The organism is Spirosoma oryzicola, from assembly GCF_021233055.1.
Classification (GTDB): domain Bacteria; phylum Bacteroidota; class Bacteroidia; order Cytophagales; family Spirosomataceae; genus Spirosoma; species Spirosoma oryzicola.
In genome coordinates this window covers 3,243,437-3,259,851 of record NZ_CP089538.1, presented here as the reverse complement: position 1 = coordinate 3,259,851, position 16,415 = coordinate 3,243,437, and the positions used below count along the sequence as shown (strand labels likewise).

The following is a 16,415-nucleotide window of genomic DNA, read 5'->3' as shown; positions in this document are numbered from 1 at the left end:
CTATGCTGACTACACTTAATCGGATTTTTGTCGTTCAGTTTTATAATCAAAACGCCGGTACGTTTCTGGTCGTTGTGCTGATCGCCTTTGGTTTCCTAAGTGGAAATGAACATAAAGCACTGATTACGGCAGCACTGGGATCACCCTTTTTCCTGACGCTGATCTTTCTGCTGTGGAGTTTGTATCTGCTGAAAACAATCGCATTTATCCGAGACCGATTAACCGCACCGGAGAATTTATTTCTGCAAACATACTGGCTCATTCCCACCCCGACGCGAGTAGGGATGTGGCTGGCTGTGCAAATTGCTGTGCTGCTGCCTGTCATAGCCTATGCGGGCTGGATGCTGCAAGTAGCGGCTTTCTACCGGCGATGGGACTCATTTGGCGCTATCGTGCTTTTTATTTTCGTTCTGGTTGGGGTCGGAGCGGGAGCGGCTGATTATCGACTACGGCATCCGTCACCGTCGTCAATCCGGCTGCTACAACTGGCTATTACCTTACCGTATGAATTATTTTTCCCGGTTTATTGGCTGCGTCACGAACCATTGTCCTTTTTGCTGACCAAAGCGTTTTCTGGTCTTTTGCTAGCGGGCGTTTGTCGACTGTACCCAACCGACGATTATGACCAGCGGCTGTTGCTCATCGGCTTGTTGCTAGCCGTAATCGCACATTCTCAGATAGGCGGGCAGGTCAGTGCGTTCGAGCGACGGTATCTGTTGGTACTGCCGAATCTGCCGCTGTCGTGGCTACAGCGATTCAGACGGTATGTCCTGACGTACAGCCTGATCTGGCTACCTGAATTGCTGATCGTCATCCGCAATTGCCCAGCGGATATACGGCTCGATTATGTCATTTGGCTTTGGCTGGCGGGCTGGGGCTGGTTACTTTTTTTGCACAGCCTGGCGTATAAGCATGAAGCCTTGCCCGAGCGCTGGCTTTCCGGTGTGTTTGCCGGATTTATCGGTGGTTTACTGTTTATTATGTTTGGGCTACCCGTAGGAGCATGGCTGACTGTAGGATGGGCAGGTGCAATCGGGTTTTGGTACCGCACGTTTGCTCAACAGGTAACGGATTCATAAAAAGAGCCCGGCTGGGTTCTCCAGTCGGGCTGATGCACGAAATATAAATAAGGCCAGACAGCTATTTCCGTTTCGACCGGCTGTTTTCCTTGCTGATCGTAAATTGGTCCTGAATGGAGCCATCACCGGCAATCATGGTTGCTTCCAGCTTGTCGCCGTCCACTTCGATGTACATCGAGCCACCCGCTCCGTCGTACGAAACGTCCATTGCGTTGTGGGGCCACTGCGCCGTACCAGCTGATACGTGTCCACCACCGGCACCCCCGTCGCCGTTTACGACGTATATCGTTCCTTCATTGGCCGTTGCCTTCCGATGTTTGATAAAGTGCGTTGCCTTCACCGACGAAGTAGCGGTTGTCATCTGCTCTGCGTTTACGCTGGGATGGTTATGCGTACTCGCGTCGAAAGTGGGTTCGTCGCCATAATGCCCTTTCAGCAGGTCCGACCGCTCGTAAACGTGGCTGTGCCCGCACATAACCAGATCGACATTGTACTGTTCCAGAACGGGCAGCAGATTCATCCGAACATCTCGAAGCTGCTTTTCTTTGTCTGAATCATGCGTGCCTTTGGTGTACGGCGGATGGTGCCAGTAGGCGATAATCCAGGTGATGTTTGGATTGGTCTGAGCAGCTGTTAGATCACGCTTAAGCCAGTTAAGTTGTGGACTTGTTTCACCGAACCGTACGTTGGATGCTTTCGATGTGCTGTCGTCATAACGGTCAGAGTCAAGACTGACAAAGTGAATATTGCCGTAATTAAACGAATAGTACGCTTCTGAACCGGATGGAATGCCGCCCGCTTCGGCGTTGGTCGGGTGAGAAACGACGCCAAAATAAGGGATATTCCAGTTTAGGCGTAAGTCGTTGTTACCGGCATAGTCATGGTTGCCGGGCGTGGCGAAAATGGGCGTTTGTCTCATGAATCGATCGCCACTGTAGCCGGTATCTGCACTGAAAACGTTTGTTTGATATTCCTTATCCAGCCCCCGATTATAAGCGTTATCGCCCAGCCACAGCCAAAGATCAATGTAAGGATCGCCCATTTGCTGGACGTAATTCTTGAACGCGTTTTTGACAGTATACTGCCGGGCCGACCGATTGCCGAAATCGCCTAATGACCAGATACGCGTTTTCTTTACCGTACCTTCGACCGGAAAGGTGTAGAAATAATGCTGATCACTACCTGCCAGCGGTGTCGTTTCCGTACCAATCGAATAGAAGTATTTTGTGTTAGGCTTCAGGCCCGTCAGCGTAACTTCATGGTCGGTGCGGTTTTCCGCTTCCGGAGTCGATTTGTTTAATTTATCGGCGGAAGTGCCGTAGCGGACAACACCAAGGGAAGCCGAATTTGTCCGCCACCGGAGGGTCATGCTGGTAGGGGTCGCTTTTTGCAAATAGGGCCCTCGCACCAGCGAACCTGTCTGTTGTGCAGAGGTAGCCGTCGCAAACCAACCGAGCAAACTACAAATCTGTAAAAGCCGGTTAAGTCGAGTTACATGTATCATACTAGCTTAAGAGGAAATTTCAGCACAAAGCTATTAGAATGGCCGTGAAGCTAGATTAACGATGTGTGAACAAATAATCAATCGCACTTTCAGTCCGCTCAACGGTCACGTCGCAGGGAGAGGGGCGCGTTTTCGCAAAAGTACAAAGCCTGGTTGGCCCACATCGTAAAAAAGTAGATTCCATAAATGGGAATGTTTCGTATAATCCTATATTTGACTTTGGTATACCAGGTTAACCTAAGTTCCTTAAAGTCAATTTAATCAGCACCATACCTACAGCATGAAAACAGCTATCAAAGCTCCTGTAACTTTATTTGTTTCGTTCGCTTTATTGTCGGCCTGTAGTAATCCACAAAGCGACATTACACCCGCTACATCGTCGCAACCCGCATCATCCGTTAATGCGCAGACGGCAGCTGTCGCGAAGCCGGGCCTGTTGATCCAGACAACGGAGTATTATCCAAACACAACGGGTGGTAAAACAGTCATGTTGAACGGAAAAGAAATTCGGTTGGGGGGAGGGCTCAAAAATGAGTACGGATATGATACCCAAAAGCGGCTGACTCAGGAAAAAACCACGAATGCTACCTGGTGGAAGCAGCTTTCGTATGAATACACACCCGACCTCGTCCAGCGCTATTTGGATTCGGATCGGAAGGACTACCTAAACACATTATTGCTGAACACCAGCGGTTTTTTGAAAGGTAACCAGGAGGCCGGGGAATACGTCTATGACTCGGAAGGCTACTTGATTCGGTATACGGGCAATGGCCAGCAGGACACCTACACGATCAAAAACGGGAACGTTGTCGCCAAGGAAACGGTCTACAACTCGGGTCTTGTGCAAAAAAACACCTATGAGTATGACCTGACCAAACCGAGCATTCCATCCCCACTGACATTCCGGGGGAAACAAACCCAGAATTTGGTGACCAAACAAACGATGGTATCAACAACGGGCAATGTGGCAGCGTCGGAAATGACGGTCTTCTCGTTTTACTACGATTTTGACCAGCAGGGACGAGCTATTCGGGAGTTTATCGTGTCGAGTATCGATCCTTCTTCGCCGTCGAAAGTGCGGGAGTTAGTATACCAATAAAAAAACGGGTGGTGTCTGGTTTACAAACCGGACACCACCCATTTTTTTATTACGGAAACTTCGGAAACTTGCTGAAATCCGGTTTCCGCTTTTCGAGAAACGCGTCTTTGCCTTCCTTGGCTTCTTCCGAAAGATAGTAAAGCAGGGTTGCATCGCCCGCCAGTTGCTGAATACCAGCCTGCCCGTCAAGTTCGGCGTTGAACGAAGCTTTGAGCATCCGCAGGGCAATCGGACTTTTTTCCAACATTTTCCGGCACCAGGCTATCGTCGTTTCTTCGAGCTGATCGAGCGGAACGACTTTGTTGACCAAGCCCATATCCAAGGCTTCCTGAGCGTCGTACTGATCGCAGAGGTACCAGATTTCGCGGGCTTTTTTCTGACCAACAATGCGTGCCAGGTATGAAGCGCCGAAACCACCATCGAAACTACCGACTTTAGGGCCGGTCTGACCAAACCGGGCGTTCTCAGCGGCAATACTCAGGTCGCAGACAACGTGCAGAACGTGACCACCACCAATGGCGTAACCCGCTACCATCGCGACAACCGGCTTTGGAATCCGACGAATCTGCATCTGCAAATCCAGCACGTTCAGGCGAGGAACCTTGTCTTCGCCTACGTAGCCGCCATGACCGCGTATCGATTGGTCGCCACCGCTACAGAACGCGTCGCCACCTTCGCCGGTCAGAATAATAACGCCAACGCGCTCGTCCTGCCGGGCGATTTCCATCGCTTCCGACATTTCTTTCACGGTAAGTGGGGTAAACGCGTTGCGTTTGTGGGGGCGGTTAATGCTGATTTTAGCGATACCGTCGTAGTAGCTGAACAGAATTTCCTGGTACTCTTTGATGGGTTCCCAGGGATAGTTACTTTGCATGATAGAGCGAGAAAGAGCGAACGTAAATGCGTGAGAAAGCAGCTCTTTCAATTCGCTTTTTCACGCATGCATTTTACTCACTATACGAAACGTCGTGATACTGCACATCCCAGGTATGGTCCGCCATCATGCGAACCGTGGCAAGGCAGCGTTCAAAGGGGAACTTACGGCCCCATTCGGTTGGACCGACCATCGAAAGCAGATCGGTACCATTTTTGCGCTGATAAAAGTGATACGTGTGACCTACCACGGGCTCAAAACTCATCTGCGCTGCGTAAATCCGTTCGGATATTTCGACGCGGTGCCGAATGGCGGTTGCCTGTTCGGCCAGCAACTGCATCTGCTTGTAGAGCTGACTAAGCTGCATGTCGGTTTGCTCGCGCATGGCCGCCACAGCCCGACCGGTGATTTTGCCTTTGTCTTCGGGGCGAATAATAGCGCCACCTGCTGTGTGGGCATACTCCAGTAGTCCCGGTGCTTCGGCGACTTTGTCTGGCGAGATCGGATTGACAATTACTTTTGCTTCTTCCATACTGTTTGGGTAACCGCCCGGCGAACATGTTTGTTCGCTGTCGTTGAATGACAAAAAAAACTCATATTTACATCACGAAAGGATGTGGTTGGCAAAAGTACAACGAACCAGCATCTAAAACACCTTACGAACAATGGACCGACAGGAGTTTTTTCGAGTGGCCGCCACGGGTGTAGGCACTCTTTTACTAACGCGCGCCAGCGCAGGTTGCTCATCCAACTCGACGGAAGAACCCGCTCCGGACGCTGAGCAAGGGATTGATTTTCTGGTTGATCTGAATGCTGCTGACAATGAAAACTTAAAGCAGAAAGGCGGTTATGTCGTCGTCAACAAGGTTATTGTTGCCCAGACAAATAGTGGCGAATACGTTGCTGTCTCCTCGAAATGTACGTACCAGGGAACCGAATTGGTGTACCGGGCTAAGGAAAACCAGTTCTATTGCCCGCTTGATTTATCGCGGTTTGATGTTACGGGTAAAGTTATTTCAGGACCCGCTACGCTGCCGCTGAAACGATACGTTATCGAAGAGGCCGCGAACAGCACACTGCGCGTACAGTCTTAATTGAACCGATTAGCGCTCACTGGCTTTTCTGACGCAATGGTTTTAGACCCTACGTTTCCTGATAACTGGCCCGACCCCCTGACTGACTACGAAGCGCAGACACAGGCGTTTTGTCGGGCCTGGTTAAGCCACCAGTCGAGTTTCACGCTGCACACGTCGGGGTCAACGGGTACGCCTAAGCCAATTGTCCTCACGCGGGCGCAGATGCGGGCGAGTGCGCAACTAACGGGTCGTGTGCTTGGCCTTCAACCAGGGGACAAGGCGCTGGTCTGTCTGAATACGCGCTACGTAGCCGGGGTTATGATGCTGGTGCGCGGACTCGAACTGGGGATGCCCATGACGATTCAAGAGCCGTCGGGCAATCCGCTGGCGCTTTTTGATTCGCCGGGTACACACTTCGACTTTACGGCGCTGGTGCCTTTACAACTGCAAACGGTTCTGGAAGCAACTCCGGAAAAACTCTCCATACTGAATACCATGAAAGCAATTCTGGTTGGGGGAGCGGCTACCAGCCCTTTACTTGAACGCGAGTTGCAGCTTATAAAAGCGCCTGTTTTTGCGACCTACGGCATGACCGAAACGGTGTCGCATATTGCATTGCGCCGGCTCAACGGTCAGGAGCGGAGCCATTGGTTTACGGCACTGGACGGGGTCGAACTGGGTGTCGATGAGCGCGGGTGTCTGCATATTACATCGGCTGCGACCAATTTTGAGCGGGTTCAAACAAACGATGTGGTCGAATTTCGTAGCCAAGCCAGCCTAACGCAATTTCAACTGCTGGGGCGGGCCGATACGATCATCAACAGCGGTGGCGTAAAAATACAGCCGGAACAAGTAGAGCGCGTGGCACAGGAAGCACTGGCGATATACAGGCAAGCTGGTACTGCCTCTCCCGGAGAGGACCAGGCTAGTTGGGTGCCCCGCTTGTTTGTTGCGGCTATGCCGGATGATAGGCTTGGTCAACGGGTCGTTCTGGTGCTTGAACAACGCGCATTAAGCCCCGAGCAGTTTCAGACCGTTCAGGAGTCGATCCGGCTTCAACTCGGACCGTATGCGGTGCCCAAAGACATGGTGGTTGTTCCTGAATTGGCCGAGACATCGACCGGAAAGATTGATCGCAATGCCACAATTGCCCGAATCCGTTAACTTTGCGGCTCGTTGTCCTGCGCACAAAAAAGCATGTCGTTCACTACTATTCAAATTCGCTACCAAACCGCCCGGTCGTTGCCCGCGCCTTACGCTTACTTTTACACGCTGACGGCGCGCTCGTTGGCGAACAAGTCGCTGGACATCAAACTGTCTATCACTTATCCCGATCGCGATAGTATTGATGATGATGAACTGATTGCCGAAGGATACACACGGGACGACGATTTCATGTGGTCGGGGCAGTTACCGAAGGCATGGCTGCAAACCGTAACGGAACTGGTCAACAAAACGAAACTGGATCTTTTTTCGGAAGAGGAACTGGACGAAGACGATGACTATTGGGAAATCTCGGTTGAACCAGATAATGGTAGTCTGCGAAGAGGACGGCCAAAAAATGCGGATAGCTGGCAATACCTGATGCAGGAACTAATTCAGGCATCCTACGAAGCGATTGAACGCGAGCGCCCCTTTGAGTTAACATACCTCGATCTGACGAACCGCCAATCGGAAACCGAGATTCGGCTAATTGCTTCGTTTGTCGAACGGACGGTCAAGATCGTAACCAGTCAAAACCGGCGCGAATCCACGAAAACACTGCCCTGGACAACCTTACAGCACGTAATGGCCGAGGTATACAATCACGATTACGAACCCGATGAAGCTGAGACGAAGCGTCCTAGACGTGACGGACAGTGGCTGAACCTGGGAGACGAAGAATGGTACGATGTGGGCGAATTTACTTCATTGACAAAGATGCTTCGGACGCTGTAGTTTTTACGTCGGAACAACGTAAAGTCAAGCCGTAATTCTCCAGACATCAGCGACAACCATACCTGCTACGTGTGTCTGGCGCTTTTCGAGCGACAATCCGCCTTCGGCCAGAAGCCGCGGCCAATCCACTAATTGTTTTGTTTGAATGTTTGCCGCAAGCCGGAAAAAGTGGATCATCGTCCATAATAACACGATCTGCCACCAAACGCGGGTTTGCACAAAATCCGTAATAAGCCAGCGCCCGTTGGGTCGAAGCGCATGACGCAGGCGAGGAATTAACCACGACTGCACTGTTTTTTCGGTAAACAGATCGAGCAAAAAGGGCGTGATAACCACGTCAAACTGTTCGTCCGGGTGCAGACTTAGCTGATCATCGACCCGGAATTCGACCGTACCCGGCAGGGATTTCTGCGCCATTCGCCGACTCGCGAGGGCGACCATTTTTGCCGATGCTTCCAAGTAAAGAACTCGCCTGGGCTTACACTGAACCAGGATCTGCTCGAGTAACCAGCCCGTACCACCCCCAACCAAAAGAATCGATGCCGCTTCAGGAATGTCGGTCAGGAACGTTAGTTGAGCCTTTTGCAGCTTCTTGCCAAAAACAGCGGAGGCTAATTGATCGTAGATGGGGGCAACCCAATCAAAACCAACGTTGGATCTGGGGATTTTCTTCATCGCAGCAAAAAGACAAAAGCCGGTACTTTAAGGTTATAGGTAATGAATTTCGATTCTATGTATGTGACCAATTAGCCTACAAACAAACCGTACGATAAAGCTATTTTGGTTACTTATATAAACGATAATACATTACCACACCAAATCCTGTATCATTTTTCTTCCATGGCAACCTTCACAGCTGAAATTTCAACCTATTCCGTGCTTTTTGTGCATGGAAATAACCAAAGTCAAACACCGTATCGACAACGATTTATTCATTTGCGGTTTAAGGCTAATGCAGGACCGCTGGAGTTTTACAGCCTGAGTTTCGTAGCTGAGGCTAAATACGCTTCAACCGGGATGATTGAGAAACTGAAAACGGGTGCTTTCCGGGGAAGTACTACGATTCCAATCGCCGAATTTCCGAATTATTACGACGTTTTGCGAAATGAAAAGCCCGTATCGATTCGGTTCGATTTCGACGAAGACCCAAGCATGACACCGGTGGGCGAACTGATACCGCTGACATCGTTTACAATTTTTACCAGTGACGAGCCACTTGGCGAAGGCTCGGAAGGGCTCAGCAAATAAATCAGCAGGGGCAGGTTTATCCTGCCCCTGTGCGTGCTATGCGTCAACTGACGTTTTGACGGTGTGCTTACTTTGTCCTTTAAGGAGCGTCTCGTCGCCGTGTACCTGAAGCAATACGGGTTGTGCCGAAAAGTTTTGAACCGTTACGTCCGACTGTGTCGTGGTGATTTGAAGTAACGCCCCCCGGAACCTGATTTTAAAGGCCAGCGACTGCCACTGGTCGGGGCAGTACGGATTCAGCACCAGTCGGTCGTTTTCTACGCGCAGGCCGCCAAACCCTTTTACGACAGCGAGCCAGGTACCGGCCATACTTGTGATGTGGCAACCGTCTTCGGTGTCGTTGTTATAATCGTCAAGGTCGAGTCGGGCGGTGCGCAGGTACATTTCGTACGCTTTGTCGCGCATGCCTAATCTCGATGCCAGAATGCTGTGTACACAGGGCGAGAGTGATGATTCGTGAACGGTCATCGGCTCGTAAAACGCAAAATTACGCTGGATCGTATCGGTGTCGAATTCGTCTTCGAAGAAATACAGCCCCTGAAGAACGTCAGCTTGCTTGATAAAGCACGAACGCAGAATCCGATCCCACGACCAGTGCTGATTAATAGGCCGTTGTCCTTTCGGAATATCAGAAACGGGCATTAAATCTTTGTCCAGAAAGCCTTCCTGTTGCAGAAAAATGCCGCGTTCATCGTCTTGTGGCAAGTAAATCTTGTCGATGATCTGCCGGACGGTTGCCATTTCTTTCTCTTCCCGGAAATGAATCCGATCAATCAGTTCAGCGTACTTTTCAGCGTCCAGTGATTTGACGATCTCGACGGCCTGAATGGTGTACCGTAGGGTCCAGGCTGCGATATAACTCGTATACCAGTTGTTGTTGACGTTGTTTTCGTATTCGTTGGGACCTGTCACGCCCAGCATAACATACTGCTGTTTCGCCTGCGACCAGTTGACGCGCTGGCTCCAGAAACGGCTGATGGCAATAAGCACTTCGAGGCCGTAATCAACAAGATACTGCTTGTCGCCTGTGTAGCGTACGTAATCGTAGATAGCATACGCGATAGCTCCGTTCCGGTGAATTTCTTCAAAGGTGATCTCCCACTCGTTATGGCTTTCTTCGCCATTCATGGTTACCATCGGGTACAGCGCGGCTCCTGCCCGGAAGCCTAACTTCTTTGCATTCTCAACGGCTTTACCCAACTGTTTGAACCGGTAGACCAGCAGGTTCTTGGCCACTTTCTGATCCGCCGTCGACAGGTAGAACGGTAAGCAATACGCTTCGGTATCCCAGTAGGTTGAGCCACCGTACTTCTCGCCCGTAAAGCCTTTGGGACCAATATTCAGCCGTTCATCTTCGCCCGTATAGGTCTGATTGAGCTGGAAAATATTAAACCGGATGCCTTGCTGAGCGGCAACATCACCGTCAATAATGATGTCGTTTGTTTTCCATTTGTCTGCCCATGCCTGCATCTGCTCGAATAGCATCTTGTCAAACCCTTTTCGGCTAATCCGTTGCAGGCTGTAGTGCGCTTCTTTGGTAATCGTGTCCGGATCGTAGTTCAGGGACGACAGGTTGACGGCGTACTTGTAAATTACCGTCTCCTGGCCTTGCCGACAATCGAGCGTCATGCGATTGGCAACGTATTTCTCGTGCTTGATCGGCTGCGACTGGTAATCTACCTTGACGCCGTCCTGCTCGATCTCAACGCACATGCCAGTCGCTACGTGAAAGCCGGTTTTACGGGTCCGCAACTCGATGAACGCTTCGCCATAACCCGTTTCTTTGCGCACTTCATCCCAGAACGTTTCGTCGTAGTTGGCATCCCGGTTGCGAATGGCACCGTCGAGGTAAGGAGTAAGCGTAATCTTAGCGTCGAAGTTGAGCGGTTTGATGGCGTAGCGAATCGCCCCGGCTTCGTCGTCAACAATCGAGCAGAATCGTTTTGAGTTGACCTGTAATTCTTTGCCACTTTTGAGGACGGCCACGAAAGAACGTTCGAGGTAGCCTTCCTGCATGTTTAACACCCGCCGAAAGTTACGAACCTCACACTGGTTAAGATCAAGGGATTCGTATTCAATATCGATATCGATACCAATCCAGTTGGCGGCATTGAGCACTTTTGCGAAGTACTCGGGATAGCCATTTTTCCACCAGCCGACGCGGGTCTTGTCGGGATAATAAACGCCCGCTACATAATTTCCCTGAAGCGTTCGACCCGTAAATTTCTCTTCAAAATTGCCCCGCTGGCCAAAGCGACCGTTACCCAGGGACATTACACTTTCACTGATTTCGTTGTACTGATGGTGAAACCCATCTTCGATAATACACCAAGGGTCTTGAGTAATGTAATTTTTCATTCAGTCACAGGTTAAAAGCAATCGGCTGCCAGGTAACGTACAGCCCACCGCTTGACGGCAAGGCGTCGGGGGTTTATGGTAGTTTACACGTATTTTATGGAAAATCGCCCAAGGGCTACCAACTCAAGCCGAGTCGGTTGTACCGGGCAAAAATAAGTAATTTCCGCATTTTCCCTACTGCGTAAGGCCCGACTGAGCTAAGCTGAACAGTTCGACATCGCGTTTGGAATCCAGGTCGATAGCGCCCGCTTCAAACGGCACTTCGACGCAATCCTGGCGGTGTTTGATAATCACCCATTTGGCTCCCTTGTCGCCTTCCAGTTTCAGCATTTGCTCGATGTAACGCCGGTCGAAGAGTGCCGGGACTCCTAGCTGATCATCGTAACGGCAGGCTACGATCCCTTTGTTTTCGGCGGTATAGCGTTCGAGCATGTATTGCAGCAGTCCAACCGATACGAGCGGCTGATCGGTCAGCAGCACCATGACAGCCTTGATGGATTTATTCGTTAAATAAAGGGCCGCCAGCCCGGTTTTGAGCGACGAGGCCATACCCGTTTGCCAGGCTGCATTATCGACAATCGTTACGGGAAGGCCCGCCAGTTCGGGCACAATGCGTTCGCGGTTGGCACCGAGAACAACAACGACCGGTCCCTTTTGCAGGGCCAGCGCGGTGTCCGTAATCCGGCGAATAAGCGATTGACCTTTGTAGGTTAACAACTGCTTTGGCTCGCCACCCATGCGGGATGAAGCACCTGCCGCCAGTATAATCGTTCCAATCTCCAAGAGAATTTATGTTTGTAGACAAACTAAAAGAGCCAAAAAGAGAAGTGAACAAGCACCCAGTTCAATTACTGTTGTCTCTTTGTGTATGTCTTTACGTTGCGTGTGTGCTTTACTTAAACAATGGTATTAGCCAAGAGGATTGTTCGCTGACCAAACACTTCGGCTGGATACCCGACTTCGACTAATGACAAGCCATCAGCGGGAGCCGCGCGTCCGGCTCTCTTACGATCTCTGTCGAGAATGATTGCCTCGAAACCGGCAACGCTGAGTCGGCCTTGTCCCACGTCCAGCAGTGTACCGACAATTGCTCGGACCATACCCCGCAAAAACCGGTTTGCTTTGATATGAAACGTTAGATTCCCGGCTGCATCAGCGATCCAATAAGCAAAGTCAATTTGACAGTTAAATGTTTTAACGTCTGTTTTTACTTTACTAAAACTTTCGAAGTCAGTGTGGTGCAGGAGCCGTTCGGCCGCCTGATTCATTCGGTCAATGTCAAGCGGTAAGGTAAAAACATAGGCTAAACCGTCCCGAAAAGGGTCTTTACGGCGAATAATTGAATATTGATAATACCGATAGGTAGCCGTATACCGGGCATGATCGTCGGCCCGAACCGGGAAGCAGTCATAGACGGCGACGTCATTCGGGATGAGGCTATTCAGTGAGCGGAGCAAATTCTTGGGCAACGAACCCTCTATTTCGAAGTGGGCAAACTGCTGGCCCGCATGAACGCCGGTATCGGTCCGGCCACTGCCCACGATAGCGATCGGCTGCCGAAAAACGGTGGTCAGAGCTGTCTCCAGTACTTCCTGTACGCTTAAGCCGTTTGGTTGGCGTTGCCAGCCGTGGTATGTTGTACCCCGATAAGCTAATTCGAGAAAATAACGCATATGAAGGGCAAAAATACAAAGCGATCTGCGCTTTTGCCCCAATAGGAAAGGGCTTTAGTGTAAAGCCCTTTCGACCCCTACCTAAAGCCCTCATCAAAAGAGGAAAGAACGGAAGTTGATTGCGAATTAGTATGCATACCATACTACGGCACTCGGTAGTGCTAACCCTCCGCTCAATCATTGCGTTACGGAAGCGAGTCAAATAGACTCAATAGTGAGGTAACGGTACCGATGCGTTTTTACAGACGATCCACTTCAAAGCGTAACTCATCAACCAGCTGTTTTAGTCGGTCTGTGTTTGGTGGTGGGGCTGGCATCTGCTGACTCACGAAGGCCCGTATTTCCCAGACTTCTACCACATCTTTCAGCGCCACTTCCTGATTAGGAATCCCCGCCTTATCAACCGTGAGTAGCAATGTTCCCTTGATTTTCACCTGATTGTAGACCCGGCGGCATAAAACGCCTGTCCCGTCGGGGCGGGGGTGTTGGGTAAGCAGTACGTACAACTTTCCGTCGGCAATGTCAAACCAGTTCCGGACAAATTGACCCACCAGCAGCGCACCCGGAAACACAAAGTCGTCACCCGCTTCAAAAGCCCGGTAGTTTCCTTCCGGTAGTGTCGGTAAATGCATAGCCGGAAGCCGGTGCAGAAAATCGGATTGCTGGTACCGTTGACTGTATTCCGCAAACTGCGGTTGCATGACCACCGGGATCGTTGGAGCAATGGCTTGAGGAGGGACCGGGCGGCTGGCCGTCGTATCGCCAAAGCGTCCAGAGCCTTCGTAAACATTATTAAAGGTCAGCGGTTCCGAGGGGCGGTTCAACGCCGAGGTCGTGGTATGTCCGTCTGCGTTGCCAAACAACCGATCAACGGGCGAGCGGCCCGGTGCTTCGGTCTGAACGGGCTGAAAATTTACGGGTTGTGCCCGCTCATGAATTGGCCTTTCCTGCGTCGGGTGCACCGGGGGCGTAATGACGGGTGGAGTCGGAGCCGACCGAACGGCTTCCTGAGGTCGGTAGTATTTGTTCAGTACCGATGAAAGGGGTTGCGGTTCGGGCGTTTGGGGGGCAGGGTGGGCTACGCCACCGGGCTGAGAAAAAATATCGGGAAAGTCAGGATGCTGAAACGGATCGTCATCACCTGGATTGATATGACCGTCGGAACGAATGATCGGTCCCTCGCCCCGGCCCATGCTGGTGTCGGCCAACCGGGCAGGCTGCCCGAGCGGAATACTCAGGTTGGGTGTTTCACGAATTTTGCGCAGGTCCTGGCGGGTAAGCAACTCAACTGTCGTGTTAAACGCTTTAGCAATCGCCTGTATATTTTGCTGATTCGGATTGGCACGCCCTTCTTCGTAAGCGCCCAAGAGCGAACGTTTTATATTTATTTTTCGGGAAAATTGCTCCTGCGTTAGCCCGTTGAGTTTACGCAGATAGCGGATGTTTTCACTGACGAGCGTCATCCAGTTGGGGTGCTAAAGTTTTAGCTAAGATAGCCGATTCACGATATAAATGCCAATATCGGGCTTTCTGGCCAATTATTTGTACTTTTAGACTATCCTCTGGTTACTCCGCGCTCTTCCGCATGACTACTGTATTTTCTAAAACCGACCTCAGCAAAACGATTAAAACGGTTTTTACCCGGCAGCGCCAACACGCTCGTCAAATGGCGTTGACGACCGCCCAGCATCGGATTGAGCGAATCACACGAATCAAGACGTGGGTGATGGCGCATCAACTGGATATTCAGCAGGCTATGTACGATGATTTTCGGAAACCTTCCGCCGAAGTCATGATTGGTGAACTGATGTCACTGTACGCCGAGATCAAATACACGTCACAGCGTCTTCGGCAGTGGATGAAGCCACAGCGTTTGCCAACTCCTCTGAGTCTGATAGGCACTACGAGCTATCTGCATCATGAACCAAAGGGCAACGTATTGATCATCGCGCCCTGGAACTATCCGTTCGTGCTTACCATACGACCACTGGTGTCGGCCATTGCTGCTGGCAACGTGGTTATGATAAAACCGTCGGAGTTGACTCCGCATACGGCTGCCCTGATCAAACGGATGATTACCGATCTGTTTCCGCCGGAAGAGGTAGCCGTCTTTGACGGCGATGCGGAGGTGGCGCAGGCGCTGCTGGAATTGCCTTTCAACCACATTTTCTTTACGGGCAGTCCGGCTATTGGGCGGGTAGTCATGGCTGCCGCAGCTAAGCATTTAGCGTCGGTCACGCTTGAACTTGGCGGTAAATCCCCCGCTATCGTTGATGAATCGGCCAACATTGGTCAGGCCGCCGAGCAGTTGGCCTGGGGAAAGTTTTTAAATAACGGTCAGACCTGCATTGCCCCGGATTATTTACTGGTGCATCAATCCATCAAAGAACCTTTCGTAAAAGCCTTTGGTGAGGCTGTTCGAAAAATGTACAGCCCAACGAACGATACGGTCGAAGCGTCGGATAGTTACGCCCGGATTGTCAATAAGCGCCATTTTGAGCGGATTCGAGCCTTAGTGAATGACGCTGTTGCTAAAGGGGCGGTAGTTACACTGGGCGGGAAGATGAACGCGGACCAGAATTTTATTGAACCCACTCTTCTCGACAAGGTGACCGACGACATGGGCATCATGCAGGAAGAAATTTTTGGCCCTGTATTGCCCTTGTGTACCTATACAAACCTCGACGAAGCCTTGCAGCGTATCAATCAGCGCGAGAAGCCGCTTGCCCTTTACATCCACAGCCGGAACCGCAACAACACGCAATACATTTTGGACCGAACGTCGGCGGGGGATACGGTTATCAACGATACGTTGCTTCAGTTTGGAAACGTTGAGCTACCTTTTGGGGGCGTAAACAACAGTGGTCTGGGTAAATCGAACGGCTATTTCAGCTTTCAGGAATTTTCCAATCAGCGGGGGGTGATGCAGCGTAACTTTGGTACGATGAAGTTTATCTATCCGCCCTACACCGATAAAGTAAAGAAACTCATCAACTTCATCGTGAAGCATTTATAGGCTGTAAAGGCTTGGACCAGTTCTCCTCGACGTTAAAAAAATTGAGCCATTCACTAGCGAATGGCTCTTTGCTTAAAGTTACGGTGGTACTACTGTCATTAATAATCTAAACCAGCGGGTAAATGCCTGGCTTGCTCAATGAAGCCAGAAAGCTGCTCTAGTGTAGGTGGACGGTGGGTAAGCTGTTTATGAGTATTGATCTCAATGACTTTGGCAAATAAGTTTTCGGGGACACGCCGAGCCAGTTCTTTGACCGTATCCACGCCGGCTTCTTCCAGCAAGTCGCTGTACACACCGCCAACGCCGTGAATGCGAGACAGATCGGCCCGGTTCGCCAGCTCTAAAACTACACTTACGTCGGTCTCCAGCAGTGACGCCAGTTTTTTGCGGTCGCTGGGTGTTCGAGTTGCTTCCAGAAGCTCATGGCTATACGTGATACCCTGTGCTTTTAATGCATTGATCACAACGTCTGTACTGCCTTTCAGTTCGTTTATTGCTACGCTCATTGGGGGTTACCGGTAAGAATTTGCTGAATAACTATGGGTTAGAC

16 protein-coding genes are annotated in these 16,415 nt (G+C 50.8%); 7 read left to right on the top strand and 9 right to left on the bottom strand.

Annotated features, from left to right (window positions below; translation table 11 throughout):
* The first annotated feature begins 2 nt into the window (after positions 1-2).
* Positions 3-1,079, top strand: coding sequence for a hypothetical protein (locus tag LQ777_RS13835; RefSeq protein ID WP_232558515.1), 1,077 nt, complete (start codon positions 3-5; stop codon positions 1,077-1,079).
* A gap of 61 nt (positions 1,080-1,140) precedes the next feature.
* Here the strand turns inward: LQ777_RS13835 and LQ777_RS13830 are convergent, their stop codons facing one another.
* Positions 1,141-2,583 carry a purple acid phosphatase family protein gene (locus LQ777_RS13830; RefSeq protein WP_232558514.1) on the bottom strand — a complete coding sequence of 481 codons (1,443 nt, stop codon included), beginning with the start codon at positions 2,581-2,583 and terminating at the stop codon, positions 1,141-1,143.
* 280 nt (positions 2,584-2,863) lie between these two features.
* On the opposite strand from LQ777_RS13830, the gene LQ777_RS13825 reads away from it, so the two are divergent.
* Positions 2,864-3,682, top strand: coding sequence for a hypothetical protein (locus LQ777_RS13825; RefSeq protein ID WP_232558513.1), 819 nt, complete (start codon positions 2,864-2,866; stop codon positions 3,680-3,682).
* Positions 3,683-3,731: 49 nt separating this feature from the next.
* Here LQ777_RS13825 and menB read toward each other — a convergent pair whose 3' ends face one another.
* Positions 3,732-4,556 carry a 1,4-dihydroxy-2-naphthoyl-CoA synthase gene (gene menB / locus LQ777_RS13820; RefSeq protein WP_232558512.1) on the bottom strand — a complete coding sequence of 275 codons (825 nt, stop codon included), beginning with the start codon at positions 4,554-4,556 and terminating at the stop codon, positions 3,732-3,734.
* Between the two features lie 73 nt (positions 4,557-4,629).
* A complete protein-coding gene (locus LQ777_RS13815; RefSeq protein ID WP_232558511.1) occupies positions 4,630-5,088 on the bottom strand; it encodes a DUF2452 domain-containing protein in 459 nt (152 codons plus the stop codon).
* Positions 5,089-5,221: 133 nt separating this feature from the next.
* Between LQ777_RS13815 and LQ777_RS13810 the strand changes: the two genes are divergently transcribed.
* From LQ777_RS13810 to LQ777_RS13800, 3 genes are read left to right on the top strand one after another with little or no spacing between them, the layout of a single operon-like run.
* Positions 5,222-5,650 carry a QcrA and Rieske domain-containing protein gene (locus LQ777_RS13810; protein ID WP_232558510.1) on the top strand — a complete coding sequence of 143 codons (429 nt, stop codon included), beginning with the start codon at positions 5,222-5,224 and terminating at the stop codon, positions 5,648-5,650.
* Positions 5,651-5,686: 36 nt separating this feature from the next.
* Positions 5,687-6,796, top strand: coding sequence for an AMP-binding protein (locus tag LQ777_RS13805; RefSeq protein WP_232558509.1), 1,110 nt, complete (start codon positions 5,687-5,689; stop codon positions 6,794-6,796).
* Positions 6,797-6,829: 33 nt separating this feature from the next.
* A complete protein-coding gene (locus LQ777_RS13800; protein WP_232558508.1) occupies positions 6,830-7,570 on the top strand; it encodes a hypothetical protein in 741 nt (246 codons plus the stop codon).
* Between the two features lie 24 nt (positions 7,571-7,594).
* Here LQ777_RS13800 and LQ777_RS13795 read toward each other — a convergent pair whose 3' ends face one another.
* Positions 7,595-8,245, bottom strand: a complete 651-nt coding sequence (locus tag LQ777_RS13795) for a class I SAM-dependent methyltransferase (RefSeq protein ID WP_232558507.1) — start codon at positions 8,243-8,245, stop codon at positions 7,595-7,597.
* A gap of 165 nt (positions 8,246-8,410) precedes the next feature.
* Between LQ777_RS13795 and LQ777_RS13790 the strand changes: the two genes are divergently transcribed.
* Positions 8,411-8,818, top strand: coding sequence for a hypothetical protein (locus LQ777_RS13790; protein WP_232558506.1), 408 nt, complete (start codon positions 8,411-8,413; stop codon positions 8,816-8,818).
* Between the two features lie 36 nt (positions 8,819-8,854).
* Here LQ777_RS13790 and LQ777_RS13785 read toward each other — a convergent pair whose 3' ends face one another.
* From LQ777_RS13785 to LQ777_RS13770, 4 genes are all read right to left on the bottom strand, one after another.
* Positions 8,855-11,176 carry a glycoside hydrolase family 65 protein gene (locus tag LQ777_RS13785; protein WP_232558505.1) on the bottom strand — a complete coding sequence of 774 codons (2,322 nt, stop codon included), beginning with the start codon at positions 11,174-11,176 and terminating at the stop codon, positions 8,855-8,857.
* A 174-nt stretch (positions 11,177-11,350) separates the two neighbouring features.
* Positions 11,351-11,914, bottom strand: a complete 564-nt coding sequence (locus tag LQ777_RS13780; RefSeq protein ID WP_232562852.1) for a nucleotidyltransferase family protein — start codon at positions 11,912-11,914, stop codon at positions 11,351-11,353.
* Between the two features lie 158 nt (positions 11,915-12,072).
* The gene (gene truA, locus LQ777_RS13775; protein WP_232558504.1) at positions 12,073-12,849 is read right to left on the bottom strand and encodes a tRNA pseudouridine(38-40) synthase TruA; all 777 of its coding nucleotides are present in this window, start codon (positions 12,847-12,849) and stop codon (positions 12,073-12,075) included.
* 239 nt (positions 12,850-13,088) lie between these two features.
* On the bottom strand, positions 13,089-14,312 hold the full coding sequence (locus LQ777_RS13770; protein WP_232558503.1) for a helix-turn-helix domain-containing protein: 1,224 nt from the start codon (positions 14,310-14,312) through the stop codon (positions 13,089-13,091).
* A gap of 122 nt (positions 14,313-14,434) precedes the next feature.
* Here LQ777_RS13770 and LQ777_RS13765 point away from each other — a divergent pair, with 122 nt between their 5' ends.
* Positions 14,435-15,865, top strand: a complete 1,431-nt coding sequence (locus LQ777_RS13765; protein ID WP_232558502.1) for an aldehyde dehydrogenase family protein — start codon at positions 14,435-14,437, stop codon at positions 15,863-15,865.
* A 98-nt stretch (positions 15,866-15,963) separates the two neighbouring features.
* On the opposite strand, the gene LQ777_RS13760 is transcribed toward LQ777_RS13765, so the two are convergent.
* Positions 15,964-16,371 (bottom strand): DUF4332 domain-containing protein, encoded by a 408-nt coding sequence (locus tag LQ777_RS13760; protein ID WP_232558501.1) that lies wholly within the window; start codon positions 16,369-16,371, stop codon positions 15,964-15,966.
* Positions 16,372-16,415: the final 44 nt, after the last annotated feature.